The sequence below is a fragment of the Candidatus Sphingomonas phytovorans genome, from assembly GCA_029202385.1.
Taxonomy (GTDB): domain Bacteria; phylum Pseudomonadota; class Alphaproteobacteria; order Sphingomonadales; family Sphingomonadaceae; genus Sphingomonas; species Sphingomonas phytovorans.
Window position 1 is genome coordinate 3199220 of sequence record CP119314.1, and the last position, 25056, is coordinate 3224275.

The 25056-nt window shown below is 65.6% G+C and carries 32 protein-coding genes; 17 read left to right on the forward strand and 15 right to left on the reverse strand.

What is annotated here, in order from left to right:
- Positions 1–14: 14 nt before the first annotated feature.
- Together P0Y59_14640 and P0Y59_14645 are read right to left on the reverse strand one after the other, a co-directional pair.
- Positions 15–404: a hypothetical protein gene (locus P0Y59_14640; protein WEJ98180.1), complete on the reverse strand. Its 390-nt coding sequence runs from the start codon at positions 402–404 to the stop codon at positions 15–17.
- 76 nt (positions 405–480) lie between these two features.
- Positions 481–936 (reverse strand): hypothetical protein, encoded by a 456-nt coding sequence (locus tag P0Y59_14645; GenBank protein WEJ98181.1) that lies wholly within the window; start codon positions 934–936, stop codon positions 481–483.
- 173 nt (positions 937–1109) lie between these two features.
- Between P0Y59_14645 and P0Y59_14650 the strand changes: the two genes are divergently transcribed.
- Together P0Y59_14650 and P0Y59_14655 are read left to right on the forward strand one after the other, a co-directional pair.
- On the forward strand, positions 1110–1451 hold the full coding sequence (locus tag P0Y59_14650) for a hypothetical protein (GenBank protein ID WEJ98182.1): 342 nt from the start codon (positions 1110–1112) through the stop codon (positions 1449–1451).
- A gap of 85 nt (positions 1452–1536) precedes the next feature.
- The gene (locus P0Y59_14655; protein ID WEJ98183.1) at positions 1537–1755 is read left to right on the forward strand and encodes a hypothetical protein; all 219 of its coding nucleotides are present in this window, start codon (positions 1537–1539) and stop codon (positions 1753–1755) included.
- A gap of 479 nt (positions 1756–2234) precedes the next feature.
- Here P0Y59_14655 and P0Y59_14660 read toward each other — a convergent pair whose 3' ends face one another.
- Both P0Y59_14660 and P0Y59_14665 read right to left on the reverse strand, forming a co-directional pair.
- Positions 2235–2669 (reverse strand): nuclear transport factor 2 family protein, encoded by a 435-nt coding sequence (locus P0Y59_14660; GenBank protein ID WEJ98184.1) that lies wholly within the window; start codon positions 2667–2669, stop codon positions 2235–2237.
- A gap of 2 nt (positions 2670–2671) precedes the next feature.
- Complete coding sequence (locus tag P0Y59_14665; protein ID WEJ98185.1) at positions 2672–3682, reverse strand: M28 family peptidase; 1011 nt, start codon at positions 3680–3682, stop codon at positions 2672–2674.
- A 47-nt stretch (positions 3683–3729) separates the two neighbouring features.
- On the opposite strand from P0Y59_14665, the gene P0Y59_14670 reads away from it, so the two are divergent.
- Entirely contained in the window at positions 3730–4692 is a 963-nt protein-coding gene (locus tag P0Y59_14670; GenBank protein ID WEJ98186.1) for a hypothetical protein, read from the forward strand.
- A 55-nt stretch (positions 4693–4747) separates the two neighbouring features.
- Positions 4748–5287, forward strand: coding sequence for a GNAT family N-acetyltransferase (locus P0Y59_14675; protein ID WEJ98187.1), 540 nt, complete (start codon positions 4748–4750; stop codon positions 5285–5287).
- Here P0Y59_14675 and P0Y59_14680 read toward each other — a convergent pair.
- Complete coding sequence (locus P0Y59_14680; GenBank protein ID WEJ98188.1) at positions 5265–6944, reverse strand: DUF4166 domain-containing protein; 1680 nt, start codon at positions 6942–6944, stop codon at positions 5265–5267. The two genes, P0Y59_14675 and P0Y59_14680, sit on opposite strands and share 23 nt — an antisense overlap.
- A gap of 29 nt (positions 6945–6973) precedes the next feature.
- On the opposite strand from P0Y59_14680, the gene P0Y59_14685 reads away from it, so the two are divergent.
- Positions 6974–7462, forward strand: coding sequence for a dual specificity protein phosphatase family protein (locus P0Y59_14685; GenBank protein WEJ98189.1), 489 nt, complete (start codon positions 6974–6976; stop codon positions 7460–7462).
- Between the two features lie 71 nt (positions 7463–7533).
- On the opposite strand, the gene P0Y59_14690 is transcribed toward P0Y59_14685, so the two are convergent.
- Positions 7534–7932: a thiol-disulfide oxidoreductase DCC family protein gene (locus P0Y59_14690; protein WEJ98190.1), complete on the reverse strand. Its 399-nt coding sequence runs from the start codon at positions 7930–7932 to the stop codon at positions 7534–7536.
- A gap of 4 nt (positions 7933–7936) precedes the next feature.
- Positions 7937–8851 (reverse strand): LysR family transcriptional regulator, encoded by a 915-nt coding sequence (locus tag P0Y59_14695; protein WEJ98191.1) that lies wholly within the window; start codon positions 8849–8851, stop codon positions 7937–7939.
- A gap of 121 nt (positions 8852–8972) precedes the next feature.
- Here P0Y59_14695 and P0Y59_14700 point away from each other — a divergent pair, with 121 nt between their 5' ends.
- The 3 genes from P0Y59_14700 to P0Y59_14710 all read left to right on the forward strand — a co-directional run bounded on the left by P0Y59_14700 (position 8973) and on the right by P0Y59_14710 (position 10858).
- Positions 8973–9581 (forward strand): FMN-dependent NADH-azoreductase, encoded by a 609-nt coding sequence (locus P0Y59_14700; protein ID WEJ98192.1) that lies wholly within the window; start codon positions 8973–8975, stop codon positions 9579–9581.
- A gap of 79 nt (positions 9582–9660) precedes the next feature.
- The gene (locus P0Y59_14705) at positions 9661–10176 is read left to right on the forward strand and encodes a hypothetical protein (GenBank protein WEJ98193.1); all 516 of its coding nucleotides are present in this window, start codon (positions 9661–9663) and stop codon (positions 10174–10176) included.
- A gap of 424 nt (positions 10177–10600) precedes the next feature.
- A complete protein-coding gene (locus P0Y59_14710; protein WEJ98194.1) occupies positions 10601–10858 on the forward strand; it encodes a hypothetical protein in 258 nt (85 codons plus the stop codon).
- A 108-nt stretch (positions 10859–10966) separates the two neighbouring features.
- Here the strand turns inward: P0Y59_14710 and P0Y59_14715 are convergent, their stop codons facing one another.
- Complete coding sequence (locus P0Y59_14715; GenBank protein ID WEJ98195.1) at positions 10967–12550, reverse strand: Na+/H+ antiporter; 1584 nt, start codon at positions 12548–12550, stop codon at positions 10967–10969.
- 240 nt (positions 12551–12790) lie between these two features.
- The gene (locus P0Y59_14720; GenBank protein WEJ98196.1) at positions 12791–13231 is read right to left on the reverse strand and encodes a VapA/VapB family virulence-associated protein; all 441 of its coding nucleotides are present in this window, start codon (positions 13229–13231) and stop codon (positions 12791–12793) included.
- Positions 13232–13509: 278 nt separating this feature from the next.
- Here P0Y59_14720 and P0Y59_14725 point away from each other — a divergent pair, with 278 nt between their 5' ends.
- Entirely contained in the window at positions 13510–14439 is a 930-nt protein-coding gene (locus P0Y59_14725; protein ID WEJ98197.1) for a hypothetical protein, read from the forward strand.
- A 42-nt stretch (positions 14440–14481) separates the two neighbouring features.
- Here the strand turns inward: P0Y59_14725 and P0Y59_14730 are convergent, their stop codons facing one another.
- A complete protein-coding gene (locus P0Y59_14730) occupies positions 14482–15111 on the reverse strand; it encodes a LysE/ArgO family amino acid transporter (protein ID WEJ98198.1) in 630 nt (209 codons plus the stop codon).
- Between the two features lie 73 nt (positions 15112–15184).
- Between P0Y59_14730 and P0Y59_14735 the strand changes: the two genes are divergently transcribed.
- Complete coding sequence (locus tag P0Y59_14735; GenBank protein ID WEJ98199.1) at positions 15185–16084, forward strand: LysR family transcriptional regulator ArgP; 900 nt, start codon at positions 15185–15187, stop codon at positions 16082–16084.
- Positions 16085–16108: 24 nt separating this feature from the next.
- Here the strand turns inward: P0Y59_14735 and P0Y59_14740 are convergent, their stop codons facing one another.
- Positions 16109–17206, reverse strand: a complete 1098-nt coding sequence (locus P0Y59_14740) for a PHB depolymerase family esterase (GenBank protein ID WEJ98200.1) — start codon at positions 17204–17206, stop codon at positions 16109–16111.
- A 142-nt stretch (positions 17207–17348) separates the two neighbouring features.
- On the opposite strand from P0Y59_14740, the gene P0Y59_14745 reads away from it, so the two are divergent.
- A complete protein-coding gene (locus P0Y59_14745) occupies positions 17349–18530 on the forward strand; it encodes a serine hydrolase (protein ID WEJ98201.1) in 1182 nt (393 codons plus the stop codon).
- Between the two features lie 183 nt (positions 18531–18713).
- Here P0Y59_14745 and rarD read toward each other — a convergent pair whose 3' ends face one another.
- Positions 18714–19649, reverse strand: a complete 936-nt coding sequence (rarD, locus tag P0Y59_14750; protein WEJ98202.1) for an EamA family transporter RarD — start codon at positions 19647–19649, stop codon at positions 18714–18716.
- A gap of 185 nt (positions 19650–19834) precedes the next feature.
- Here rarD and P0Y59_14755 point away from each other — a divergent pair, with 185 nt between their 5' ends.
- On the forward strand, positions 19835–20392 hold the full coding sequence (locus P0Y59_14755; protein ID WEJ98203.1) for a TIGR00645 family protein: 558 nt from the start codon (positions 19835–19837) through the stop codon (positions 20390–20392).
- On the opposite strand, the gene P0Y59_14760 is transcribed toward P0Y59_14755, so the two are convergent.
- Entirely contained in the window at positions 20337–20660 is a 324-nt protein-coding gene (locus P0Y59_14760) for a hypothetical protein (protein WEJ98204.1), read from the reverse strand. The two genes, P0Y59_14755 and P0Y59_14760, sit on opposite strands and share 56 nt — an antisense overlap.
- A 317-nt stretch (positions 20661–20977) precedes the next feature.
- The gene (locus P0Y59_14765) at positions 20978–22021 is read right to left on the reverse strand and encodes a potassium channel family protein (GenBank protein ID WEK02588.1); all 1044 of its coding nucleotides are present in this window, start codon (positions 22019–22021) and stop codon (positions 20978–20980) included.
- 364 nt (positions 22022–22385) lie between these two features.
- On the opposite strand from P0Y59_14765, the gene P0Y59_14770 reads away from it, so the two are divergent.
- The 3 genes from P0Y59_14770 (at position 22386) to P0Y59_14780 (ending at position 23349) form a co-directional block, all read left to right on the forward strand.
- Positions 22386–22697, forward strand: a complete 312-nt coding sequence (locus tag P0Y59_14770) for a hypothetical protein (protein WEJ98205.1) — start codon at positions 22386–22388, stop codon at positions 22695–22697.
- 66 nt (positions 22698–22763) lie between these two features.
- Positions 22764–22967: a hypothetical protein gene (locus P0Y59_14775; GenBank protein ID WEJ98206.1), complete on the forward strand. Its 204-nt coding sequence runs from the start codon at positions 22764–22766 to the stop codon at positions 22965–22967.
- 112 nt (positions 22968–23079) lie between these two features.
- Positions 23080–23349: a GlsB/YeaQ/YmgE family stress response membrane protein gene (locus tag P0Y59_14780; GenBank protein WEJ98207.1), complete on the forward strand. Its 270-nt coding sequence runs from the start codon at positions 23080–23082 to the stop codon at positions 23347–23349.
- Positions 23350–23410: 61 nt separating this feature from the next.
- Here P0Y59_14780 and P0Y59_14785 read toward each other — a convergent pair whose 3' ends face one another.
- Positions 23411–23599 (reverse strand): hypothetical protein, encoded by a 189-nt coding sequence (locus tag P0Y59_14785; GenBank protein WEJ98208.1) that lies wholly within the window; start codon positions 23597–23599, stop codon positions 23411–23413.
- A gap of 371 nt (positions 23600–23970) precedes the next feature.
- On the opposite strand from P0Y59_14785, the gene P0Y59_14790 reads away from it, so the two are divergent.
- Positions 23971–24198 carry a hypothetical protein gene (locus tag P0Y59_14790; GenBank protein WEJ98209.1) on the forward strand — a complete coding sequence of 76 codons (228 nt, stop codon included), beginning with the start codon at positions 23971–23973 and terminating at the stop codon, positions 24196–24198.
- A 115-nt stretch (positions 24199–24313) separates the two neighbouring features.
- A complete protein-coding gene (locus tag P0Y59_14795) occupies positions 24314–24943 on the forward strand; it encodes a TIGR02281 family clan AA aspartic protease (protein WEJ98210.1) in 630 nt (209 codons plus the stop codon).
- The last annotated feature ends 113 nt before the right edge of the window (positions 24944–25056 follow it).

Consider the following 25056-nt stretch of genomic DNA (forward strand, 5'->3'; position numbering starts at 1 on the left):
TAGCGCGAACCCGTTCAGGGGGCGGTCTTGTTGCCGGTCGCGCGATCAAGTCCCTCGGGGGTCGCAATCTGCAACAGGCCGCTGTCCTGCAGGATGACGACCCAGGCGCGCCCGTCCTCGCAATGCGCGGTCCAGGCAGGGTGGCCTTCCACCGGCGCGCGCGGTTCCGAGCTGGAGACCGCCTGGCAATCGCTGCCCGAATCGTCGAGCGCACGGTAGAAGACGACGTCACGCTGCTTCGGCGCGAGCGCATTGATCCGCGCGAGATAGTCGACGTTCGGCTTGGCTGGGGCCTGGGCCGGCACCTGGGCGGTCGCATTCTGCTGCGACGCGGGCTGGCCGCAGCCTGAAAGTGCCAGGGTAAGCACCGGGACAAGACCGGAAGCGAGCATAAGGAACTTCATCGCGACGACTCCGAGGTGATCCCCTCAGTCTCCGCCAATCAGCCGTCGCCGTGAAGATGAAAACGCGCGATTCCGATCAGCCAGCTTGAAACCGCGTCCAGGCCAGCTCTACCGGCATCGCCTCGTCGCCAAGCGCCATGGTCCGCTCGTCCTTTTCCGCGCTCGCCGCATCGAGCCTGAATCCCTCCGCCTCCAGCCGCGCGTCGATCCAGGCATCGCGGCGCGCGGCGAGCAACTCCCACAGGCCGGCACAGGCACCGCCATTGGCACGGGTGCGCCAGCCATGGCCGAAAAAATGCGCCGGGCACCGCTCATAGAGACTGACGACTGCGCCGATCTCGCCGCGCGCAGTATCCGCGCCGAGATCCGGGCGATCGTGCTGGAGCGCCTCCAGCCGCGCGCCCGCCTTGTCCAGGTCGCGCAGGATCGCGAACAGCGTCGCGATGGCGGGATCGGCGGTCCAGGCGGAAAAACCGGCCTGGCGCACGACCGCCGGATGAAGCCAGCGGACAATCGAATCGGCGTCGGCCATGCGCTGCTCCCGGGATGCGCGAAGATTGTCGATTATCGCGCGATTTGGCGCTGCGGTGAATCAAGGTCGGTGACGTCTTTAGGGGGCCGGTTGCTTGCGCTCGATCAAACACGCCGGCGTGTTTGGGCCGTGTCGGACATTTACATACGTCGATCTCGAGGGACCTACAGTTGTTGAGCGGCATTTTCGGAAAGAAGCGTCCGGCGGAAACCCTGACTTTTGCGGCAGACGTACGACCGGACTATCGTGGCCAGGCGAAGGAAGCGATCGAAAGGGGTCGCTATCTGGTGTTCGCGCCAGTGGCGGACGGCCGAGCCGTCCTGCTGCTCGGCACCACTCCCCGCCTTGTCGCATCGGTGCTTCGGCAGGCCGACCCGTCGGGCCGTCCAGCGATGATCGTGGAATGGGTTTGCGAAGCAAGCGCCGATCACCGCGACCAGCTCGCGGTCGACAATTTCGATGGCTCCTGCCGCGAGGACGCCGTCGACGCGGCCGGGACACCAATATCATCTTAACGCGGCCGGCCAGCTTCGCTCTCGAAACTTAACGCCCGTTTCGCCCATGTCGGCTTCGCGCCAGCCCGGCGCGAGGACGAAAGCGATGCGGACCCGATTGACGGGGGCCTTGATGGTGATGGCGAGCGCGGGTGCCATGATCGCGCTGCGGCTGCTGGAAACGCGGCCGCCGGACAATCATCCGGCGACCGTCGCCGAACTGCTGTTCGCTGCCTTCATCGTCCTTGTCGGCCTCTCCGGCCTGGCGATGCTGGTCGAAGGTCCGGCGCTTTTCGGTCCGGTCGATCGGCCAAAGCGAGGGTGACCCTCGGGCAAGCGGCAATCCGCGGGCAAAGGCGAGGCCGGGCACCTGGCAGGCTCGGCCTTCCGGAAGGTGCCCCCCCCGCTGTCGCCACCTACCTTGTTGCTGGTCAACGACAATGATTTCGACGTCGACGGCATCGCGACGCGCTTCCGGCAAGTCGACCTGCCCGGCAATATCATGAAGGAGTGAAGATGCGGGGGAGAGCGCCTGTGGCGGCTCGATCCCCCGCGCTGTCGTTTCGCCGGTGCCGGTCTTTCCGGCGGCTCTTCCGCTCCTGCGCGTTTCTTTTCTCGTGTCGGGCGATACGACGGCGACTCTTCATAGCCGGATCGCGGACAAAAAAAAGGCCGGTACGAGACCGGCCGTGAAAGTTTTAGGAGAGGATGCCTGAAAGGCACAGTCGTTGTGCACTGCAACAGATTCGCTCGCAAGTGCAAATATTGCATCGCAGCATACGCAAACTGCATGTGTTACCGCTATCACGGCATGCGCGTGACCTGGATATGCGCTGCCTGCCAGCGGCGGCCGGTGCGGCGGAAGGTGTCGGCGAAACGGAAATGGCTGACAAAGGCATCCCCACCCGAAACGCCGCGCAGGGTGGTTTCCGCCCCCACCACGCCGGCATCGGGACCGAGCATGACGACGGTGCGATCGTGCAGGACGATCGGCTCGAAGCGATCGCCGGGCGCCGTCCAGCCCTCAATGAACGCCTTCTTGTCCAGCCGCTTGCCCGACCCGTCGATGAAGACGAGATCGTCCGCCACCATTCGCTCGAGCGCAGCGCCATCCTTGGCGAGCTGCGCCCGGTCGAAGGCGTCGGCAAAGGCGACCAGTCCCGCGCTGTCCCCGGCGGGCGGCGTGGCCGCCGAAAGGGGCATCGCGGCCAACAACAGGGCCAGGACCGGGAACTGCATCGTCACCTCCCCATCTTTCTGATCGTCAGGTCGAGCGCCGTGACCACCCGCGCGAGCCGGTCGTAATCGACCTTGTCCGGCGTATCACCCACATGGTGATAATAGGGGTAACGGAATGGCGCGGTGTCGGTGACCATCAGGGCGGGAAAGCCTTCGGCCGAAAAGGCCCAGTGATCCGACCAGTCGATACCCTGGACGAAGCCTGGCGCGGTCCCGCCTACACTCGGGAAGCGCGCGACTTCCCGGAACGACCGGACCGTTCGACGCACGAAGCCACGCGCGTCAGTCGTTCCGACGAACGCGACGAAGTTGCCGGTCTGCGGATAGAGCATGCCGAGCGGCCAGGGATAATGCTGGCTGCCCGGCCGGTCGCTGTAATAGCCGAGCGTTTCGAGGCTGATCATGCCGAATACAGGCTCGCCGCTGCGTTTCAGTTGCGCCGCATAGACGACGCTGCCCATCAGGGGAGTCTTGAACCGGGGCGGCTCCTCGTTGACGAACAGTACCAGCCTGATGCGTAGCGCCGCCTTGCCGCGCAGATCGGCAAGACTCCGCGCCAGTTCGATCACGGCGGCGGTGCCGCTGCCATTGTCGTTCGCGCCCGGCGCGTCGAACGCGCTGTCATAATGGGCGCCGACCACCAGGGTCGGCGCATCGGGCGTGGCGGGATCGATCGCCACCTCGATATTGCGCACCCGCTCCCCGCCCGCGCTGAAGCTCTGGCGGCGCACGGCATAGCCCATGCCGGCAAGCGCGCCCTCGATATGCCGCGCCGCGCGCTCGAGTTCGATCGGATGCTCGACATTGTGCGGCACGCCGGCGATGGCGGTCACGTGCCCGCGCAGCCTTGCCGCGAGTTGAGCTTCGGCAGGAGCAAGCGGCGGAAGCGGGCCGGCATAGGAGGTGCCCGGCACCGCCGTCAGCCAGAGAAGGGCGAGAACGGGGAGAAGGAAAATCGCGGTGACGATCGCGAGCGAGATCAGCCGGGTCCGCCAGATGCCTGTGTCGTCCATCATCGGCTCCCCTCCCGCTATTGCACGGCTAACAGGCACTCCGCCTAATGCCAAACGGCCGTCTGTTCGCGCCACGTCATCGCCTTTTTCTGGCGTCAGAAGCGGTTGTCACACCCGGAACTCACATCGTGGAAATCTTAATGCGGTTCATGGCCAGATACAAAACGCTGGCGATGGCGACAGGCGCGACCTTGTTGTCGCTGCTTCTCACCGCGTCATCGCCACCACCGCCACAGACCGTCACCGCAGCGAGTTTCGTCCGCTCCCCGCCGCTGGTTCTCGCCACGCGGGAAACAGGCAAGCCGAAGCCGCTGGTCGTCCTTGTCGAGACGAACCCATGGCTCATGGTAACAGGATCGGATTCACCCAGCTTCGCGCTCTATGATGATGGCCAGGCAATTTACCTGACCGACGGAGGATACAAAACCGTCAAGCTCGACGACACGGAACTGTCCAAACTGATCGACCGCCTCGACCTGGGCACCCTGGCCTGCCTGAACGAATCCTATGACCCGGCAACCGCGACCGACCAGCCGACGGAGACCCTCACGATCTTCAACGGTGACAGGCGCTCCTCCGTCTCGGTCTATGGCTCGATGAAATCCCCTTCCGTGCGGTCGAAGATTCCGGAGCCCTTTGTCTCAGCCTACGACATGCTCCGCGCTTTTCATCGCCCGGACGCACGGGACTGGCTACCCGACAAGATCGAGGTGATGGTCTGGCCCTATGAATACGCGCCCGGCACATCGATCATCTGGCCAAAGAACTGGCCAGCCCTGGATGACGCCAGCACCGTGAAGCGAGGCGATTCCTACAGTATCTTCGTGCCTGCGGCTGACTATCCCGCGCTGACCCGCTTCCTTGGCAGTCGGCAGAAAAAGGGCGCAGTCGAGATCGGTGGCAAAAAATGGGCCGTCTCCACCCGCTTCCCGTTCTCCGGAGAAAGGGACTGGATGACACGCCCGACGAACGATGGTGCGGCGTCAGCTTGCCCGAACCCTCACCGATAAGTATCCAACGCCCGCCCTCTTGCAACGAGTGGCGACCTTCAAAGAGACTAATGGCATGTTCGATTTCCAGCCAACGCTATCCGGCCAGTTGCTCGATCTGCGCCCGCAGGTGCCGGAAGACTGGGACGCGCTGTTCGCGGTGGCGTCCGACCCGGCGATCTGGGCGATGCACCCGATGCGCGAGCGCTATCGCGAGCCGGTGTTCCGTAAGTTCTTCGAGGAGGCGCTGGCCGATCGCGGCGGGCTGGTCGCGCGCGACCGCGCCGACAACCGTGTCTTCGGCTTCTCGCGCTATTCGGAACTGTTCACGAACCCCGGCGAAGTGGAGATCGGCTGGACCTTCCTCGCCTGCGACCGCTGGGGCGGCGGCTGGAACCGCGAGATGAAGCGCCTGATGCTGACTCATGCGTTCGCCTCCTATGACAGCGTCATCTTCCGCATCGGCGACGAGAATTTCCGGTCGCGCAAGGCGGTCGAGAAAATCGGCGGCGTGCTGACCGACCGGGTTCAGGAGCACCAGGTCGGCGATGCGGTGATCCGCCACGTGACCTATGCGATTGCCAGGCGGGATTTCACGGACGGGCCGCTCGCCTGAATCTGTCCCCCTCCCTGACAGGGAGGAGAGATGGCGAAGGCAGCAACCACCCGTCATAATGGACCACCAGCCCGATCAGCGGCAGCGCGATGGGCACGTCGAAGCGGAAGCGATCGCCCTCCTGCCACTCCCGCGCGTCGCTCCGGGGGGCGAGCGCCAGCGGCAGGGGAATGTCCAGGCAGGTCCAGCGCCGAATCACCATCCGCAAGCCCTGCCCGTCGGACGGCAGATCGAAATGGAAACGCAGCGGCCCGAACCGCTCGACCAGCCGTCCGCCCTGCTGGCTCAGCCGGCTGGTGAAAGCTTGACGGCCAAAGGAACGCGTCCAGGTTTCCACTCCATCGCGCTCGGCAAACCCGACATGCAGCCTATGCGTGCCCGCCGGCGGAAAGCCCATGATCCGTGCGACGATCCGCGCCAGCAGGCCAGTGCCGCGCTCCACCCGCGCTTCGCCGGAAGCACCGCCATCGCGGCAAACCCGATGCATCGCGCGGACAGCAACCGGCAACGCGTCGAACGCCGGTCCCATCACGCGCCGGTAGAGCGGGTCCAGCAGGCCCACCTCGACCGTTTCGTGCCGCACCGCCAGCGTGGCGAACAACGGCCCGAACTCGGCCAGTTCAAGCAACCGCCCGGCGTCCCGCGCCCCCGCCGGCAACCGGCCCGCCAGCACCGCCTCCGCCAGCAGCACTGCCGCCAAGGTCGGCGTCTCCGGCCCGTCGCCGCGTTCGGCGATCAACGTCCAGCGACGCTCGATGAAACCCTCCGCCCCATCGCCCGCCAGCCGCACCGACATGGCCGACCGATCGCTGGTCAGCGCCCGCGTCAGGCGTTGCAGCGGCAGCAGGACCGGCGCGAGCGGCGTGGCTGACAAGCCGAACCAGCGGATCGGCCAGCTCAGCAGCCACAGGCCGATCGTCTGCAGCGCAATCTCGGTGCCCGCGCGGAACATCACCGCCGGGCGGCCCGGCAGCATATCGGGCATCAGGTCGAGATCGGGCACCTCGGCCAGCGCAACCCAGCCGCCGCGCACCTCCGGCACGCCAGCCACCGCGAAGGTCTCCCGCCGCAATTGTTGCCAGCCCCATCCGCGCGTCCAGCGGCGATGGCGCCAGAGCCGCACCGGCCTGCCGACATAGGAAAGGATCGCGGCGGCGACCGACGGCCCGGCGGTCGCGCGGTTGGACGCGCTGATCGCCACCTCGACTTGCGTGACCCGTTCCATCCCCCTGGCGAGGTGCCGCGCGACCGCGCCCGACAGCGCCGGCACGCTCGAAGCCCCGGAGACGATCGCCACGCCTGCCTCGACCGCCGCAGCGTCGAGCGCGCCGATCCCGGTCACGAAATCGCGCGCATCGGCCAGGTCGAGATAGGGCACCCCCGCCCGCGCACAGGCAAGCGGCACATGATAGCCGCTGTTCTGGAACGGCCCGGCCGCGTCGATCAGCAGGTCGGGGCGCTGCTCGACAAGCAACCGGTCGAGATCGCCGTCGCGGTCGGCGACCACCGGCTCCGTGCCGCCAAGCCTCGCACAAAAGGCACGCGCCTTCTCCGCATTGCGACCGGCGACGAGGATATGATAGCCACGCCCCGCGAGCCGGCGCGTCAGCCGCGCACCGAACCCCCCATAGCCCCCCAGGATCAGGATCCGGCTCATCCCGGAATTTCCTGTGTCAGGAGAGATGCATGGCATCCGATATCTACTGGATCGCCCACCCCTTTGCTCAACGGATCGCGATCGCGGCACGACCGCGTGCGGACGACTGGATCGAGGACGAGATCGATCACTGGCACCGCGCCGGGGTTCGGCTCGTCGTCAGCCTGCTCGAACCCGACGAAGTGACCGAGCTCGGCCTTCAGCGGGAGCCCGACCTGTGCATCGCGCGCGGCATCGACTTCAGCGCCTTTCCGATTCCGGATCGCTGCGTACCCGACAGCGGTGAAGCGCTGACATTCCTGCGGCAGGTCAGCGAAACGCGAAAGCCGGTCATCCTGCATTGCCGCGCCGGCATCGGCCGGTCGTCGCTGATGGCGGCCTCGCTGCTGGCGCTGGAGGGCATGGATGCGGACCGAGCCTTCGCTCTGATCAAGTCGGCACGCGGCGTCGCGGTGCCCGACACGGAGGACCAGCGCCAATGGGTGATCGATTTGCGGAGCCGTCTGGCACGCGAATGACAGGTGCTCCCGGCACAGGGTGAAGCCTGCCGTGCGGTCGCTGCCACCTGGCGCGAGATCGGGTATCGAGCTCACAGCACGCGCCGCGCCTGCTCCGCGGTCGGTAGCCAGCATGTCGCGCGTCGCCCGAACAGCCGGTAGCGATTGCGCGCGATCAACCGGTAGACCGGATCGCGCAGGAACCGCGGGACCAGGCGCAACACCGCCGCCGCGCGCCACGGCCAGCCCAGTCCCGCATAGATCGCCAGCACTGCGTCGCTGTCCCGCCTGACAGCATCGCCATCGACCAGGATGATCGTCTCCGGATTCGCCGGATCGATGCCGAACCGCCGGTACAGGGCAGCGCCGGTTTCCCCCTGCATCGATGCCAGGCGGAAATGCTCCCGGCGATCATGCTTCAGCACGAACTGGGCATTGGCCGAACACAGGACGCAGAGCGCGTCGAAGACGATGACCGGATGCCCCGCCATCCCCTCACCCCTGCCCGGGACAGCGGTTGACCGTGTCTTTCAACTGCTCGATCAGCCAGCGTCCGGCGGGGCCGGGCGGCATGTCCTTGCGATGGACCGCGAGCATCGGCAGCAGGTTGCCCTCGGGCCAGCCGTCTTCGAGCGGCAGTTCGACCAGCCGGCCTGCGGCGAGATCGGCCTGGACCATCGGGGAGGGCATGCTGCCCCAGCCGAGCCCGGCGTGCAGAAAGGCATGCTTGGCGCCGAGATCGGCAATGCGCCAGGTCCTGGGCGAAAGCACCCCGAATTCCTTGCCGAGCGACAGATCCGACCGGTCGGTAAGGACGAGCTGGACATGTTCGGCAAGGTCAGCGCGCGGAATCGGCCCGGTGCGCTGTGCCAGCGGATGCGCGGGTGCGGCGACCATCACCAGCGGTATCGACAGGAGCCTTTCCTGCACGAAATCGGCCGGGACGAGCGGCAAGGTGCCGACCACGGCAAAAGCCGCACGCCCGCCGGACACCGGCTCGATCACCGCGCCCAGCGCCTCGACACGGACACGAAGCGGCGTGTGCGGAAAGGTCGCCTGAAAATCGGTGACCGCGCGCGCGAAGACATGGATCGGGAACATCACGTCGATCGCGACCGACAGCTCAGGCTCAAGCCCGCCGGCCAGATCGCGGGCGCGGGCCTTGAACGAATCCATCCGGCCAGCCACCGCCCGCGCTTCGGGCAGCAGGGCGCTGCCAGCCTCGGTCAGCGCCGGATAGCGCGCGCTGCGGTCGAACAGCTGGACCCCCAATTGCCGCTCAAGCGTGCCGAGCGTCTGGCTGACCACCGATTGAGCCCGGCCGAGCCGGCGACCGGCGGCGGAGAAGCTTCCCTCCTCAGCCGCCGCGAGGAACGTTCGCAACTGATCGAGCGAGACTGAGTCAAGCATCTATCGTAATCCCAGATGGAATGCATCGTAACATATAGGCTTTTGCGCTATATCGCCAGGGCATATCTGGACCTTCGCAACCAGACCCTTTTTTCAGCACTCCGTTGCGAAGGATTCCATCATGAAGCTCCTCCACGTCGATTCAAGCATTCTCGGCCAGGGCTCGGTGAGCCGTCATCTCTCGGCCTCGATCGTTGCCCAGCAACAGGCGTTGCATCCTGGCATCGGGATCGTCCGCCGCGATCTCGCCACCGATCCGGTCGATCACCTTTCCGGCCTCCACCTTGCCGCGGCGCAGGGTGCCGTGCCCGAAGCCGAAGCACTGCAGCGCGATCTCGCGGCCGGCCAGGCAGCGCTCGAGGAATTTCTCGATGCCGATATCGTCGTGGTCGGCGCGCCGATGTATAATTTCGGCATCCCCAGCCAGCTCAAGGCATGGATCGACCGTCTCGCGGTCGCAGGCCGTACCTTCCGCTATGGCGCGAACGGCGCCGAGGGCCTGGCCGGTGGCAAGACCGTGATCGTCGCGTCGTCGCGCGGCGGCTTCTACGGCGCCGATACCCAGGCGGCGTTCCTCGACCATCAGGAAACCTATCTGCGCGGCGTGTTCGGCTTTTTCGGCATCACCGACATCAGCTTCATCCGCGCCGAGGGTGTCGCCATGGGCGAACCGCAGCGCCAGCAGGCGATCGACAGCGCCGAGGCGGAAATCCTCAAGCTGGCCGCCTAGAATATCGCGGCACGGCTGTGCTAGCGCCCCGGGGCAAGGCTTCTTCGTCAGGAAGGCGCCGACCCTCGGGGAAATTTGAATGCGTTTCCGGTTGGCCATGATTGTTGCGGCACCCTTGTTCATGGCCGGTTGCGGCGCCCCGACGCCGGAACAGCCCGCCACGCAAAGCCGCGAACGCGACTCAAGACCCCATGGTGCGATGGACACACCGGCAATACCGGCAGACCCTCTGCTGGCGCTGCCGGCCACCGCCAATGGCGGCACCGCAGCCCCGACACGCGATACCAGCAAGGTCGAGGGCACGGCGCGCTATAGCTGCGCGGGCGGGCTGACGGTGCTGGTCAATCATGACCTGGCCTGGGACGTGATGCACCTGACGATCGGCACCGCGACGTTCGAGCTGACCAACATGCTTTCCGACACGGACAACAAATACCGGTCCGAGACCGGCCGGGCGCCGGGCCGGAGCCTGATGTGGCAGACCAAGGGGGACGAGGCAAAGCTGATCGAGGGGCCGAAGGCAGCGCTGCCCGATTCAGCGGAACAAAAAATTATCGCGTGCCGCAGGGTCGCCGATCCGCGGCGGCCGGCCTGAAACGAGAGCGCCATGCCGCTCTTCATGCGCCGGGCATCCACCCCGATTTTAATCCGTTCTGACGCCAAACTGGCGGTTTCCCGCTAAAGCGAACAGGAAATTAACCAAAAATTAATTAATTTGAGTTAATCAATTCGGGTGTGGGCACCCCCCTTTCGCGCCCATGCGGAGCCCCGGCCTCCCCCCTTTTTGGCCGGGGCTCTTTCCCGCCGTGACGCGACTGGCTGCGCGAGGCGGCGTCGCTCCCCTCGCGCGGCCCCGCGATTTGTGGAAAGAAGGCGACGAATGACGAGAATCGCTTTCGGGGGAAGGCACGGTCTTCGCCAGGAGCGTCAGCGGATCGCGCGGGAGAACCAATGACCTATTCTGCTTCGGGCCGGGGCCTTTGTCCCGCGCCGGCATTCACCATGACAAGCGGCCCACGATGATTCCGGTCGTCATCGGGTTCGGGGCTATCGCCGTCATCGCCGGCGGCGCGACCATATTGCTGCCGCTGATCAAGGCCGCCGTCACCCACTCGCAGAAACGGCGCCGGTCAAAGAAGCGGAAGAAGCGCTCCCATGGGCCGCGCCAGCGCATCGACCTCACCGCGACGAAGGAGGACATCGTCAAGGTGACCGAGCCACCGCCTCCGGCGGATAACGGCCGGCGATCCGACAGTACGACAAGGCGCCAGGGATAAGGAGAGTTGCGTGGACCGGGGCGCCGCGGATGAAGTTGGCGGAAGGCTTTCAATGTCGCAATCGGTGCCGGCCCGCTCCCGCACCGTTTCAGCCTTGCTGAACAGACTCTAATCACCGCGCTGAAGGATGATACCGAGTTCCTCGACGTCAAGATCGCGCTCCAGTTCGTGAAGCACTTCATCCTCGATCAGTCCCGCGCGGTGGATACGGATCAGTTCAGCACGCCCGGCGGCAAGGGCAATCAGCACGACCTCGAAATGAGTCCGGGCACCTTCCATGAACCTGTCGGCGTCAGCGGCATAACGCTCGATGATTTCAAGGCGCTTTTGCGACTGCGCCAGCAGTTGCGGGTGAATCAGCGTTCCGTCCGGCGCATGGGCATGCGCCTCGACCATTTCATTCCTGGCGCGGGCGATGGCCGCTTCCGATTCAGCCATGCTCATCTTTGCCGGGGGGTCCCGGTCGACCGGGCGAACCTGCCTGATCAGCCAGCCAAGACTCGTCCCCTGGATGACCACGGTGGCGAAGATCACCGCGAAGGCGATGACGAGCATCAAGTCCCTGCCCGGCATTGATTCAGGCAGGGTCAGCGCGACCGCCAGTGTCACGACCCCCCGCATGCCCGCCCAGCTCAGCACCGTCGCCTGGCGCACGCCAAGGGGCCGCGCGCGCTTCAACCCAATGCCCCGAAGCGCGGCGAGCAGGGCGTCGCTGCCGAAGATCCAGACGAAGCGCGTCACCGTGACCGCCAGCACCACGCCGAGCACCGGAACCGCCATGGTCGTCGAGACGGCCTCGATTCCGCCGACGCGATCAAGCACGCCGCGAAGCGAGAAGCCGATCAGGATGAAAACCAGCGCCTCCAGCACGAAGACCAGAGTCTGCCAGAAAGCACCGCCACGAAGCCTGACCTGTGCCGGGAGGATGATATGCTGGTACCAGCCAAGCACCAGCCCGGCGGCCACCGTCGCGATCACGCCCGACACATGAGCCGCCTCGCCGGCACTATAGGCGACCCAGCACATGAGCGTGTTGGCCATGACGATCAGCGTCTGGTCGCGCAGGCGGCGGACGACGAACATCCATACCGCCGATACAGCGAGACCGACGACGACCCCGCCGAGCGCGAGGAAGAAGAAGCTCGAAACCGCCGCTCCCGTATCGAACAGGCCGCTCAGCGTCGCCGCGACGGCGAAGCGGAAGAGAACCAGGCCGGTCGCATCGTTGAGCAGGCTTTCCCCCTCGAGCAGCGCCGAAAGCCGCCGGGGAAGCGTCACGCCCTGGAGCACGGCGCGGGCCGATACGGCATCCGGCGGCGATACGATCGCGCCGAGCGCGAAACAGGCGGCCCAGGGGAGGCCGGGGACGAGCCAGTGGACGACGAAGCCGACCGCCAGCGTGGTGAACACGACAGCGCCGACGGCGAGCGACAGGATTCCCGGGAGGTGTCGCCGAAAGCGGCCGAAAGCGGTGTAATAGGCCCCGTCCATCAGCAGCGGCGGGAGGAAGAGCACCAGCGCCAGTTCGGGGTCGAGCGCCACCGGGGGCAGCCCGGGAACAAAGGCAAGCGCGCCGCCGCCGACGAGCAACGCCGTGGCCGGCGGCAAACCGACGCGACGCGCCACCCAATGCAGCGCCACGACGACGGCAAGAAGGGCGAGGACGAGTTCGAATGTCTCGACAGGATGCATCGGTCCTCCCCCACATCATCGGACCGATGCGCCGGCATGGCATTGCCTGGTCCGGCGCCCACTGTGCCACCGCGGGAGGGCGGGAGCAAAACCCTGATCGATGATCCTCCTGTTTAAGGCCTGACGGTTATTCCGACACGCTGCGGAACACGACCTGGCCGGGCGGTGGGACCACCCGGCCAGGCTGATCACGCTCGAACGGACGTGACCAGTTCGCAGAAGTGCGAGAAGAAAGCAGATCTACCTCCAGGAACCGGTACCGCCGCCCGTGCAGGTCAGGTTCGTCAACCCGCCAGCGTGCGCATGGCCCAGGAAGTTGCTGCTCCCATCAAAGAAATTGACGTTCACATAGCCCGCGGGGAAAATGCTGACCGCATTTATATTGAAGCCGTGAGAGTCTTTTGTCAGCCGTGCCACATCTTTCGTGTAGCAATGCCCCCAATATTTTCCGACCGCGACAAGGGTGGTTGCCCCGGCATTCCCTTCGAAGAACCAGCTCCTGCCATTGACATCCATATTTATCGTCACCTTCAGATAGCCTGCGATGCCGGCAACGGTGACTTCAATATTGTACCTTTCTTCCTGGCCACTGAGAAATTCCACTGCGAATTCAGCCTCTTTCTCCGAAATATCACCGCCGCTTGCCGCAACGAAATCCCGCGGATTCTGATGCTTCGTCATTTTACCACCTCCTATTTTTCTCATCTTTGAAGAATGAAAATCAAAACACAGCACGCACTTTTGTCACGACAACTGCCAAAACAGTTCGCATTTCAGACAAGGACAACAATGCCGCTCCGATTTACTAAGCAGAAACGAGAATGATATTTTGGCCCAATTTTGGGGCAATTCGGCTTCTTCGGGCCCAAATTTGTATGTATTGTGATTTCCACCAGAAACGCTGAGTTGACGGATCTCCAACCTGCCTCAGCCGGGCGTTCGCTAGGCGGGTGGGATCCATGACCGAATATCTCGATATCCGTGCACATGACGCGCTGTTCGCCAGCCGCACCACGGCAGAGGACTGGGCCCGGATTGTCGCCTTTCGGGATCGCCCGGCCTTTCTGGACGGGGTCCGCCGCCACGAAGGCACGATGCAGCCCTTCTTCGCGCACAACCTCATCCTCAACCGGGTGGTGACCGAGGTCTGGCGCTTTCAGATGCTGGTGATCACGCTCTATCTTCACGACACCCGCGACGCGCTCGATCCGCGAACCGGATTGACCGTCACCAACTTGCAGAAGAGCTGCGCCCAGCTGAAACTGGCGAGTCCCGGCCGGGTCTATGCCTTTTTGAACATCATGAAGCTGGGCGGTTATCTATCGGCGGTGCGCTCCCCGATCGACTCCCGGGTGGTCCATCTTGAACCCACGGCGCGCTTCATGGCGACTGTCGAGCAATGGAACGATCAGATCTTTGCCTCGATAGATTCGGCCGCGCCCGAAGGCGCACTGCTCGCGCTGCGGGCACGCCACCCCGAGCTTGGCCGATATATGCGCACCAGCGGCGCCGAGGGACTGCTTGAAGGGTGGGACGCTCTCGGCCCTTTTCCGGAGGTCCTCCATTTCGCCTCGACCGACGGTGGATGGCTGATGATGGAGAATCTGGTGCTGCGTTCGATGCACACCGAAAGCCGTGCCTGTATCGAACCGGTCTCGCTCAACATGCGCGCCACGGCCAAACAGTTCGGCGGCTCGCGCTCGAACCTGATACGAACGCTGGAGAGCGGCTATGAACTTGGCCTGCTCGACGCGCCTCCGCGCGGGGGCAGCCACATCCTCCCGTCATCACGCATGACGTGCGCGTTTCTGGCCTTCATGGCCTCGTTCCTCGGCTATTTTCAGCACCATACGCGTATTGCCCTTGCCAGGATCACAGGCTCGCCATGACGGGATCGAGCGGTACATGCGGCAACATTGCGCCCGCCGCGGTTATCCGGACGGATAGACGACACGCAGGACGAGTGACGCCGCGAGCGTGAGCATCGTAACGCCCACGATGGCATCCAGCACGCGCCACGCCGCCGGGCGCGCGAACAGCGGCTGCAAGATGCGCGCGCCATACCCAAGCGCCGCGAACCAGGCGAAACTGGCGGTTACAGCGCCGGCCACGAAGATCGGGCGCAAGCCGGCCGGCTGGGCCGACCCCGCCGCGCCCATGAGCAATATGGTGTCGAGATAGACGTGTGGATTGAGGAAGGTGAACCCGGCCGTGGCGGCAAGCGCGCGTTCGAGCGTGAGCCCTCCGCCAACGCTGACCGACATCGCATCCGGCGCTGCCATGCGGCGCAACGCCTTCACGCCATACCAGCCAAGGAAGCCCGCGCCGCCGATGGCCAGCAGTTTCGCCAGTTGCGGCAGGGCGGCAAGAAACGCCCCCACGCCGCCGACCCCGGCGGCGATCAGCATCGCATCCGCGCAGGCGCAGAACAGGACGATCGGGCCGACATGCTCACGCCTCAGGCCCTGCCGCAGCACGAAGAGATTCTGGGCGCCGATCGCCATGATGAGGGCCACCGACAGGGCAAAACCACTGAAAAAGGCATTGAAGCTGTTGATCATGACAGCGCTGTGGCCGCGACATCGACATTAGGACAGCTTGTTCTTCTAACCCGGATGAAGCATTGCTTCATCGATGCTTGATTATCCCGCCCTGGCCGCCGTCTCGGCAGTGGTGCGCGAAGGCAGCTTCGAACGCGCGGCGAACCAGCTTGGCATCACCCCCTCGGCGGTTTCGCAACGCGTCCGGGGGCTTGAGGAACGGCTTGGGGCCATCCTGATCGTTCGTGGCCAACCATGTACCGCCACGGAACCCGGCCTGGCGCTTTGCGCCCATTTCGATCGGGTACAATTGCTGGAAGCCGATCTCGCGCCGGCTTTGGCCCCGATGGCCGGGCAAGCCGGACCACGACCGCCACTCAAGGTGGCGATCAACGCGGATAGCCTGGCCACATGGTTCCCGTGTGCCGCTGCGGCGTTCACGCTGGCAACTGGCTTGCTGCTCGACCTCACGGTCGAGGACGAGGCGCACACCGCCGACCGGCTCCGCTCAGGAGAGGTGCTGGCGGCCGTAACCAGCGACCCCGAGCCGGTGCAAGGTTGCAAAACGATCCTGCTCGGCGCGCTGCGATATGGCGCCTATGCGAGTCCCGCCTTCATGGGCCGGCATTTCCCCGAGGGCGTGAACGCCAATTCCCTGGCGCGGGCGCCCTGCATTCGTTTCGACCGGCGCGACAGGCTGCAAACCCGCTGGGCCAAAGAAGCGCATCGCGTAACGCTGACCGCCGCGACCCATCGGGTGCCGTCAACGAATGGCTTTGTGGATTTCGCGCTGGCCGGGATCGGGTGGGGAATGCAGCCTGTTTCACTGGTCCAGGCCCATGCCGCCGAAAATCGGCTGATGGAACTGCCACCGGGATTGCAGCTTGACGTAAAGCTCTATTGGACGGTGGCGCGTCTCCACGCCACCTCGCTCCATTATCTGACCGACGCCATACGAGCGGCAGCAAGCGAGCATCTCTGCCCCGATCGTTGACGGCAATGCCTTTCGTCTAGCGCATCAGCCCTGCAGCGCGTCCTCGATCACCTTCTTTACGCCGGATATCTCGACCTGCGGCGTCCCGGCCAGCGCGAGCGGAGGCCTGGCACCCGCCGCGCGGGCGGCGCGGGGCGCGGGTTTTGCCGTTCGCGCCTTCACGGCGGCCGGATCGGCGATGCCCCAGAAGGCGGCGATGTGGCTGGTCGAGCAGATCCCGACATCGAGCATATGCGGCATGGCAGCGCCGCAGCCCTCATCCGGCGCAATCGGCGTGCCATGGCCCATGCCGGCGATGGTGTGCGCCTCGATCCGGACCTTCCCCTTGGCGTCGGTCCAGATGCGCCTGCCATGATTGCCCATGGTTTCGCTGCGGGCAGGCTCGGCGTCGATTCCCTGGAGCAGGCGCCATTGATCGACGATGTCGTCCATGTTGGAGACAGCGACCGTCATATCGGCGGTCCCGTGCCACACCGACAGCAACGGCCACGGCCCCTCATGGCCCGATGCCTGGCTGACGCGCTTCGCCAGGTCCGGCCCCGCCGGAGCGCCATGGCCGCGCATCCGGTCGAACGCCTGGGGCATGGTCGTGGCCGAGCCATAGGGCAGGCCGGCGACGATCGCGCCGCCAGCGAACAGTTCAGGCCAGGTCGCCAGCATCACCGCCGTCATCGCACCGCCCGCCGACAGCCCGGTCACGAAGACGCGCGACGGATCGAGATCCTGTTCGGCGATCATCTGCACGATCATCGAACGGATCGACAGCGCCTCGCCCCCGTTACGACCGATATCCTCGGGCACGAACCAGTTGAAACAGAGGTTGGCGTTGTTGCCGCGTTGCTGCTCAGGATAGAGCAGGGCGAAACCATGGCGGTCGGCAAGCGTCGACCAGCCCGATCCGCGATCATAACCATCGGCATTCTGGGTGCAGCCGTGCAGCACCACGACTAGCGGTGCGCCAGGCTCAAGCCCTTCCGGCACATAGGCGCGTGCCACGAGCTGGCCCGGATTGGCGCCGGTGATCGCCATGTCTTTCAACCGGTTCTCGCCGGCGGCGCCTGGCAGGCCCATGGCCGCCTGGGCGGCGGCGAGCCGGGTGATCGTGTCGGAAAGCGTACGCATGGATCGGTCCCCCTGGGGCGAACGACTCGTCCGCATGATCATCAACGGATCATAGCCCCGATTGTTGCTGCATTGCACAATAAACATGATGATGGTGCCATGTCCGATGGTGAAACCGCCGGGCGGTGGCTAGGCTCACGGCATGCGCCCTTATGCCTTTTGCCTCATGCTGCTCGTCGCGGCCTCCGCCAGTGCCAGGCCCGCCCAGAAACTCCCGCCACCCGCGACGATCGACGCTCAGGTCAACGCCGCCATGGCGAAGACCGGCGCGAAGGGCATGGCTATCGCGGTGATCGACAAGGGCAAGGTCGCCTATGTCCGGGCTTATGGCGCCCGCAACGCCAAGGGCGATCCGCTGCTGACCGACACGGTGATGTACGGCGCCTCGCTGACCAAGACGGTGATGGCCTATACAACGCTGACCCTGGTCGATCGGGGCGCCATCGCGCTCGACACGCCCATCGCGGCCGACCTCGACCAGCCGCTGACTGCGTATGACAGCAACGCGATCGCCCCGGGCAAATACGGCCCGTACAAGGACCTTATCGGCGACGATCGCTGGCGGCGGATCACGCCGCGCATGGCGCTGACCCATTCGACCGGCTTCCGCAATTTCTGGTTTCTCGAACCCGACGAGAAGCTGCGCATCCATTTCGATCCGGGCACGCGCTTCAGCTATTCGGGCGAGGGTTTCAGCCTGTTGCAGTTCGCCATCGAGAATGGCCGCAAGGCGCAAGGGCTCGGCGTCGATGTCGGCGACCTGACCGGGACGATCTTCGCGCGCCTCGGCATGGTCCGCACCAGCCTGAAATGGCGCCCCGATTTCAGCCCCAACCTGGCCGATGGCTGGAACGACAAGGGCGAGCCGGTCGAACATGACCAGCGATCGAAAGTGCGCGTCGCCGGATCGATGGATACCACCATCGCCGACCTGTCGTTATTCGTCGCTGCGCTGGCGCGCGGCGACGGCCTGTCCCCGGCGTCGCGCGCCGAGATGGTCAGGCCAAGCCTGCCCATCGCCACGGCGCACCAGTTCCCCAACCTCGCGCCCGACCTGCCCGTCGGGCAACGCCGCAAAGGTCTGGCGGCGGGCCTCGGCGTGATCGTGTTCGACGGGCCGCAGGGCCATGGTTTCTTCAAGGGCGGCCATGACGAGCAGACCGCCAATACGATGGTCTGTATCGACCGGGGCCAGCGCTGCGTCCTCATCCTGTCCAACGACGTGCGGGCCGAGGCGAGTTATGCCGACCTTGTCGGGTTCGTGCTGGGCAATACGGGCGTTCCCTATGACTGGGAATATGGGGATCACGCCGGCAAATCCTGATTCGATACATCTGCGTCACGATTTGCTGCACCGCAGCGCAATAAAGCAGGCGGGCGGCGCGATTTCTCCTGCGGATGTAAAGGAACTGCCTCGATCGCGATGCTAACGCGCGGGTGCACGGCGACGGTCCCAATTCTTCGACAGCTTGGGCTCACGCCGCCGCCGTGCACCCCGGTCCAGCGTCTAGCGCGCCGCCGGCTCCGGCGCGGCACTCGTCCGCGCCGCGCGGCCCGTCCTGATACCGTCGGCGGCGTAGACCGCCAGCCCGATCCAGATCAGCCCGAAGGCGGCGAGGTCGTGCGGGCGCAGATGCTCGCCGAAAACGAAGATCGCGATCAGGAACTGCAGGGTCGGCGCGATATATTGGAGCAGGCCGAGCGCCGCATAAGGCATGCGCCGCGCGGCGCCGGCGAACAACAGCAGCGGCGCGGCGGTGACCGCCCCGGCCAGTATCAGCAACAGGTCGGTCGCCACCTCCCGGCCGAAAACTCCCTCGCCTCCGCCATGCGCGACGAGCAGCAGCCCGAAGGCGAAGGGCGCCAGAAGGATCGTCTCGATCAGCAGGCCGCCCAGCGCATCGATCGCCACGACCTTGCGGATCAGCCCGTAGAAACCGAAGGTGAGCGCGAGCGCCAGCGAGATCCAGATGCTGCCGCCGTTGGAGAGCGCCATGACCGCGACGCCCAGCGCCGCCAGCGCGATCGCGACCCACTGGGTCCGTCGCACACGCTCACTGAGCACGATCACGCCAAGCGCGACATTGACCAGCGGATTGATGAAATAACCGAGGCTCGCGTCGAGCACATGGGCATTCTGCACCGCCCAGATATAGACCAGCCAGTTGAGCGCGATCAGCGAGGCGCTCGCCGAAAGCAGCAACAGGGTCCGCCAGGTCACCGACGCGACGATCGTCCGCACCCGGCGGAACAGCAGCGCCACCACCACCAGCATCACCACCGACCACAGGACACGGTGCGCCAGGATCTGGCCCGCCGGAACATGCCGCAACAGCCTGAGATACAGGGGCAGGACGCCCCAGAACACATAGGCGGCAGCCCCCAGCATCACGCCGGTGCCTTCCGGGGAAAGTGCGGGTCGGGACGGTGCGCGGTAGGTCACGGTTCTGCCCGGTTGTGCCCGGGCATGACGCCGCAGACGGATGATGGACGATCGAGGCAGCGAAATGGTCCGCTCGCGGCGCCATGGCAACCCGCCAGCCCGCAATTTTCCCTGGGGGCCGGATAGCCCCGTTATCGCCCTCCGTTCAGGTTGCCGCCATGGCCGGGCGGCCATATGCTCAGCCCATGACACCCGACCCGACCGATCGACGCTCCATCCAGCTCAAGCCACTGCCAATGCTGATCTTCAGCTCGCGCTGGCTTCAATTGCCACTCTATGTCGGGCTGATCTTCGCCCAGTGCGTCTATGTGTTCCTGTTCCTCAAGGAACTGCAGCACCTGGTGATGCACGCCTGGGAATTCACCGAGCAGCAGATCATGCTGGTCGTGCTCGGCCTGATCGACGTGGTGATGATTTCCAACCTGCTCGTGATGGTGATCGTCGGCGGCTACGAGACCTTCGTGTCGCGGCTCGGGCTGAAGGGCCATCGCGACGAACCCGAATGGCTCAGCCATGTGAATGCCGGCATCCTGAAGGTGAAGCTGGCGATGGCGATCATCGGCATCTCATCGATCCACCTGCTGCGGACCTTCATCGAGGCAGGGTCGCTGGGCCTGCCCACCGGCCGGGTCACCGAGACCGGGGTGATGTGGCAGACCATCATCCACATGGCCTTCATCCTCTCCGCTATCGGGATCGCCTGGGTCGACCGGATGTCCCAGCAGACGCAGCAGAGGCATTGAGCCGGGCGGCCGCCGCGACGCGCGCGCGCTCCGCGAGCAGCGCCGCGATCTCGACGCCTTCATAGCGATAGGGCGGCTGGCGCCGATCCGGGAAGGATATCCGCATCCGCCCGATATCGCTGGCGAAGCCAGCGGCGATGGCGTCCATCACGCGGGTCAGGGGACCCTGGGCAACGACCTCCAGGTCGCCGCTCGCCTTCCCGCCGTCGCGCGGGCGCATCACCGCGACCGCATCCTCGTTCCATGAGATATCAACCGACATAGCCATGCGCGCATCACTCCTTGTCGGGAGGAGCATCGGCCCATGGGAACGGGCGCGCAATGATCTGGCTCAAGGTGCCGGTGCGATCCGTATTGCCGGCATCGATCTTCGCTGCGTCAGGCGAAAGAAAGGATCAGCCACGCCCAAAGCGCGACCGATATGAAGATCAGGATCAGAAAGGCGATACCGCCCGAAAACCGGTCATGGTCCTGGAACAACCCGCGTGGTGGCGTCCGTTTTACTCTACGCATCCTGGCACACTCTGGCACCCACGCTCTCCAATCAGTCAATGCGCGAGAGTCGCCGGAGTTCCATGGCGGACCTCAGCCAGGCGAATCGTGAGCCGGTCGCGGCACCACTTCGAGGATCGAATCCCCCTGCTGGAGGTGCCCGGCCTCGATCTCCCAGAAGCCGAAGGCGCGATCGCCGCGATAGATGCGCACGCCAAGCCCGGTTCCGATCTGTGCGAGCGGCCTGCCCACCTCGTCCGCCGTCACCGGGCGTTCGTGCAGCGCGACCCGGCCGTCGGCGGCGGCGAGATCGGCCATGTAGTCGGCGATATGCGGACCATGGGTAGAGCCGGCGAGCAGCAGCCCGGCGAAGCTGGCCGGGTTGATCACGGTCGTCGCGCCGGCCTGTCGTGCCAGCGCCTCATTGTCCTCCGACCGGATGATGACGCTGATCGGGACATGGGGCGCGAGGCGGCGCGCGGTCAGCACGATCAGGATCGAGGTATCGTCGCGCCCGGCCGAGATGATGATCGCCTTTGCCCGGTCGATCTTCACCGCCTCCAGCGTCGCGTTGCGGGTCGCGTCGCCCTCGATCACGGCGGCACCGCGTTCCTCGGCATGGCGCAGCGCGGCGGCACGCTCGTCGATCACGACGATGGTCTGGGCATCCGCGCCGCGCCGGATCAGCTCGGACACCGCCTCGGTACCGCTGGTGCCGTAGCCGGCGACGACGATGTGGCCGCTCAGATGCCGCTGGATAACGCTCATACGCCATTTCTCCCAGACGCGCTTGAGAAGGAAATCATAAGCAGTGCCAAGAAAGATCAGCCACACGAACAGCCTTATCGGCGTGACGACGAAGGTGTCGAACATCCGCGCCTGCGGCGTGACCGGCACGATATCGCCGTAACCGACCGTGGTGATGGTGATCATCGTGAAATAGAGCACGTCGACAAAGGTGATCGAACCATCGATATTGTCGCGCAGCCCGTCGCGGTCGAGCCAGTGGACCGCCAGCGCGATGCCGATCAGCCCGAGCGCGAGCAGCACCCGCCAGACCAGCGACAGCCAGACCGGCGTCCGGCTCTTGCGGCGCAGGCCGGGAAAGCTGTCCCCTGGGGCTGGACGACGCGACATCCAGGCCATGTAGCGCGACCGCGCCGTCAGCGCGAGGATCAACGCCGCCGTATCGGCGGCCCTGCCAGCGATACGGCGATCGCCGCCCGCGATGGCTTGGCCCGATAGCCGGAATCTCGGGGGCGGCCGTGTCGGCATCGTCGATCCCGGGCGGATCGCACTGTCATGACACGCAATTCATTTGAAACCTTCGCGCGCGGGTGCGACGCCCCTTTCCGCCGAACGGCCCGGATACGGCGGATGCCGCGGATAGCGCTTTCGGCAGTTGAGCCCTTGGTCACCCCGGCCGCCACAGGCCGATCCGAGAGAGAAGCGATGTCGGCGCGCGCAGGAACCATCCGGATCGATCCCGGTTACGTCCGTTATGGCGGGTAGGCATTTCTACGAGGTCTTCCGCGCGCGCGCGGTTTCCGGTGCGCCAGCGTCGGGCACCTGGACGTGGCAGCGCATCGGCCGCGCCGGCGCGCCGGTGGCGCACGGCGATTTCTACCCGACCCTGCCCGAATGTTTCGCCGCGCTGAAAGAGAACCGCACCGAGCTTGGCATGGCGCCAGTCCATATCGACCTTGCGGGCGCCAGCCTGGAGGAGGCATCGTCAGTGGTCGCCGTCTCGGTCGGCGAGCAGGACGTGACGATCACCAGCACCGATCCCGGTCCCTCACCCAAATTCGCGTGACCCGGTCCGGGCCGGCAGGGCGTTTCGCGCCTTTGCGATGTTCTCGTTTTGATCTGCAATGCCGCCATGAGCCGATTCGCCCCAGACCTTGCCGCCGCCGACATCGCCCCCGTCATCCTGGCGGCACCGGCCTGGGCACGCATCGGCATCACGGTGCGCGATCCGCGCCTGCGCGCGCGGGCGGCCGAGACGCTTGCCAGGACGATCCTGGAGGAACTCGACCAGGATTTGCCCGCGCGCGACGCGAACCAGCTTTCACTGTCGTTGTAGCGGCCAAATGGGGAACGTCACGCGCGCCTGACCGTTCTATATCGAGGCCCCGCAAGCGAGGCCTGCGCGCCCGCGAAAGCCTCCGCGCTGTTCCATAACCATGGAGAGCAAGATGGGTCTCATTATTCTCTTGATCGTCGGCGGCGTGATCGGCTGGGTCGCCAGCATGATCATGCGCACCGATGCGCAGCAGGGCGTCTTCCTGAACGTCGTGGTCGGCATCGTCGGCGCGGTCCTGGCCGGATTCCTGCTGTCGCCGCTGCTTGGCGTGCCGCCGATTACCAGCGGCGGATACAGCATCGCGACGATCCTCGTGTCGCTGCTTGGCGCGGTCGTGCTGCTCGCGATCGTCAACCTGGTACGCCGCGGGTCGATCCGCTAACCGACCCTTCGAAGAGGGTCAGGCACAGGGGCGGGGCGGCAGCGGCTGCCCCGTTCGCGTTTCACTCGATCAAGGTCTGCGCGGCGTGCAGGAAGAGCATTGCCGAAAGCCCGGCCGAGCAGCCGAAGCAGACATGGCCGACATAGACCAGCATAGGCGGGTTGGGCCGCTTCAGCCTTTGGTTCCGGCTGGCGCCCGACAGGACGAAGCTGGTCAGCAAGCCATAGGCAAACGCGATCGCACCAAACATCGACTGTCCCGCTCATGGTTTCGCCACGGGCCCCGGGCCCGGTGGCCGAGGCCCAAATCACAGGCGGGCCGGCCCATCAAGCGGCGGGCAGCATATGTTCGGCGAAGCGCGGCGCGGGCGGGACGTTACGCACCCGAAATAAGCAGGGCACGAGAAAACCAGGCCGGAGGATGCTGTCCGATCCGGCCTGGTTTTACCCCCGACTAGGTGTGAGCCTGATGCGGTTGGCGGGGCTCTATACGTCCCGAATGTGAAACAGTTCCACCCCGTTCGGTCGATTTCGTCGCACAATCGTCGCCGGAAACGATTCTTTACGCCGGGTCATGTGGCACGGTTCCTGCTGAACGATGGCCAATGCGGAACCCCTTGCCATGACCCGGACGACACGCGGCACCCTGCTGAAGGTCGCGGCGCTGTGCGTGCTCGTCCTAGTACTCTGCATCGCACCCGCCCCGCGGCTCAGCGCAGGGCTTGAGTTCCGGTCGCTGCGACTGTCGCTGTCGGTGGGGGGCGACCCCGTCCATTTTCGGACGGCCCCGTCCGAAAATGGACGGCCGCGCGACATCAGCCTGAACCTTCATATCGGCAAAGCCCGATAGTAGACACCGCCCCCAACCGGGCGGGGCCTTTTCCCGGCGGTCAGGCTTCATACATGGGAAACCGGATAGATATTCTCGCGGGCGGCCCGACCGACCGCCTGGACGAAGAGGCAGAATGTTCCCCGATCTTGGCGCCACCACGCCCCTTTATCTGTTGCTGGCCGGCCTGATCGTCGCGGCGGTGATCGGGCGGCGCATGCCGGTGATGCGGACGCTGACCACGCTCGTCATCTGGGGCGTGCTGGGCGCGGTAGTCGTGATGTTGGTGCGCGATCGTGGGCGCTTCGACCCCTATCTGACCAAGGTTGCCGGCCTGCTCCAGGCCGACAAACAGGAAGTGGTGGGCAAGGAGGTCCGCATCCGCATGGCTGACGACGGCCATTTCTGGATCCGAGTGCGGATCGGCGGGGTCGAGCGGCGCATGCTGGTCGACAGCGGCGCGACGGTGACCGCGCTTTCCGCCCAGACCGCGGCCGAGGCCGGGATCGAGGTGGACGACACGCCCTTCCCCGTCGTGCTGCGCACCGCTAACGGCATGGTCAACGCCCAGGCCGGAACGATCCCGGAGCTCCGCTTCGGCACGATCGTCGCGCGGCGGCTGGCGGTGGTCGTCTCGCCCGCGTTCGGCGATACCGACGTGATCGGCATGAACTTCCTGTCGCGGCTCAAATCCTGGCGGGTCGAGGGGCGGACGCTGATCCTTGAACCCAACCATCCCCAGCCGGTGAAACCCGAGACGGCGTGAACCCTTTTCCTTTCGCCCGGAAGGAATGTCGATGCGCCCGGGCAATCTTCCCGAACAATGACTTTGGCTTCCCCCGGCAATCGCCATAGGACAGCGCGCACCACCGGACAGGA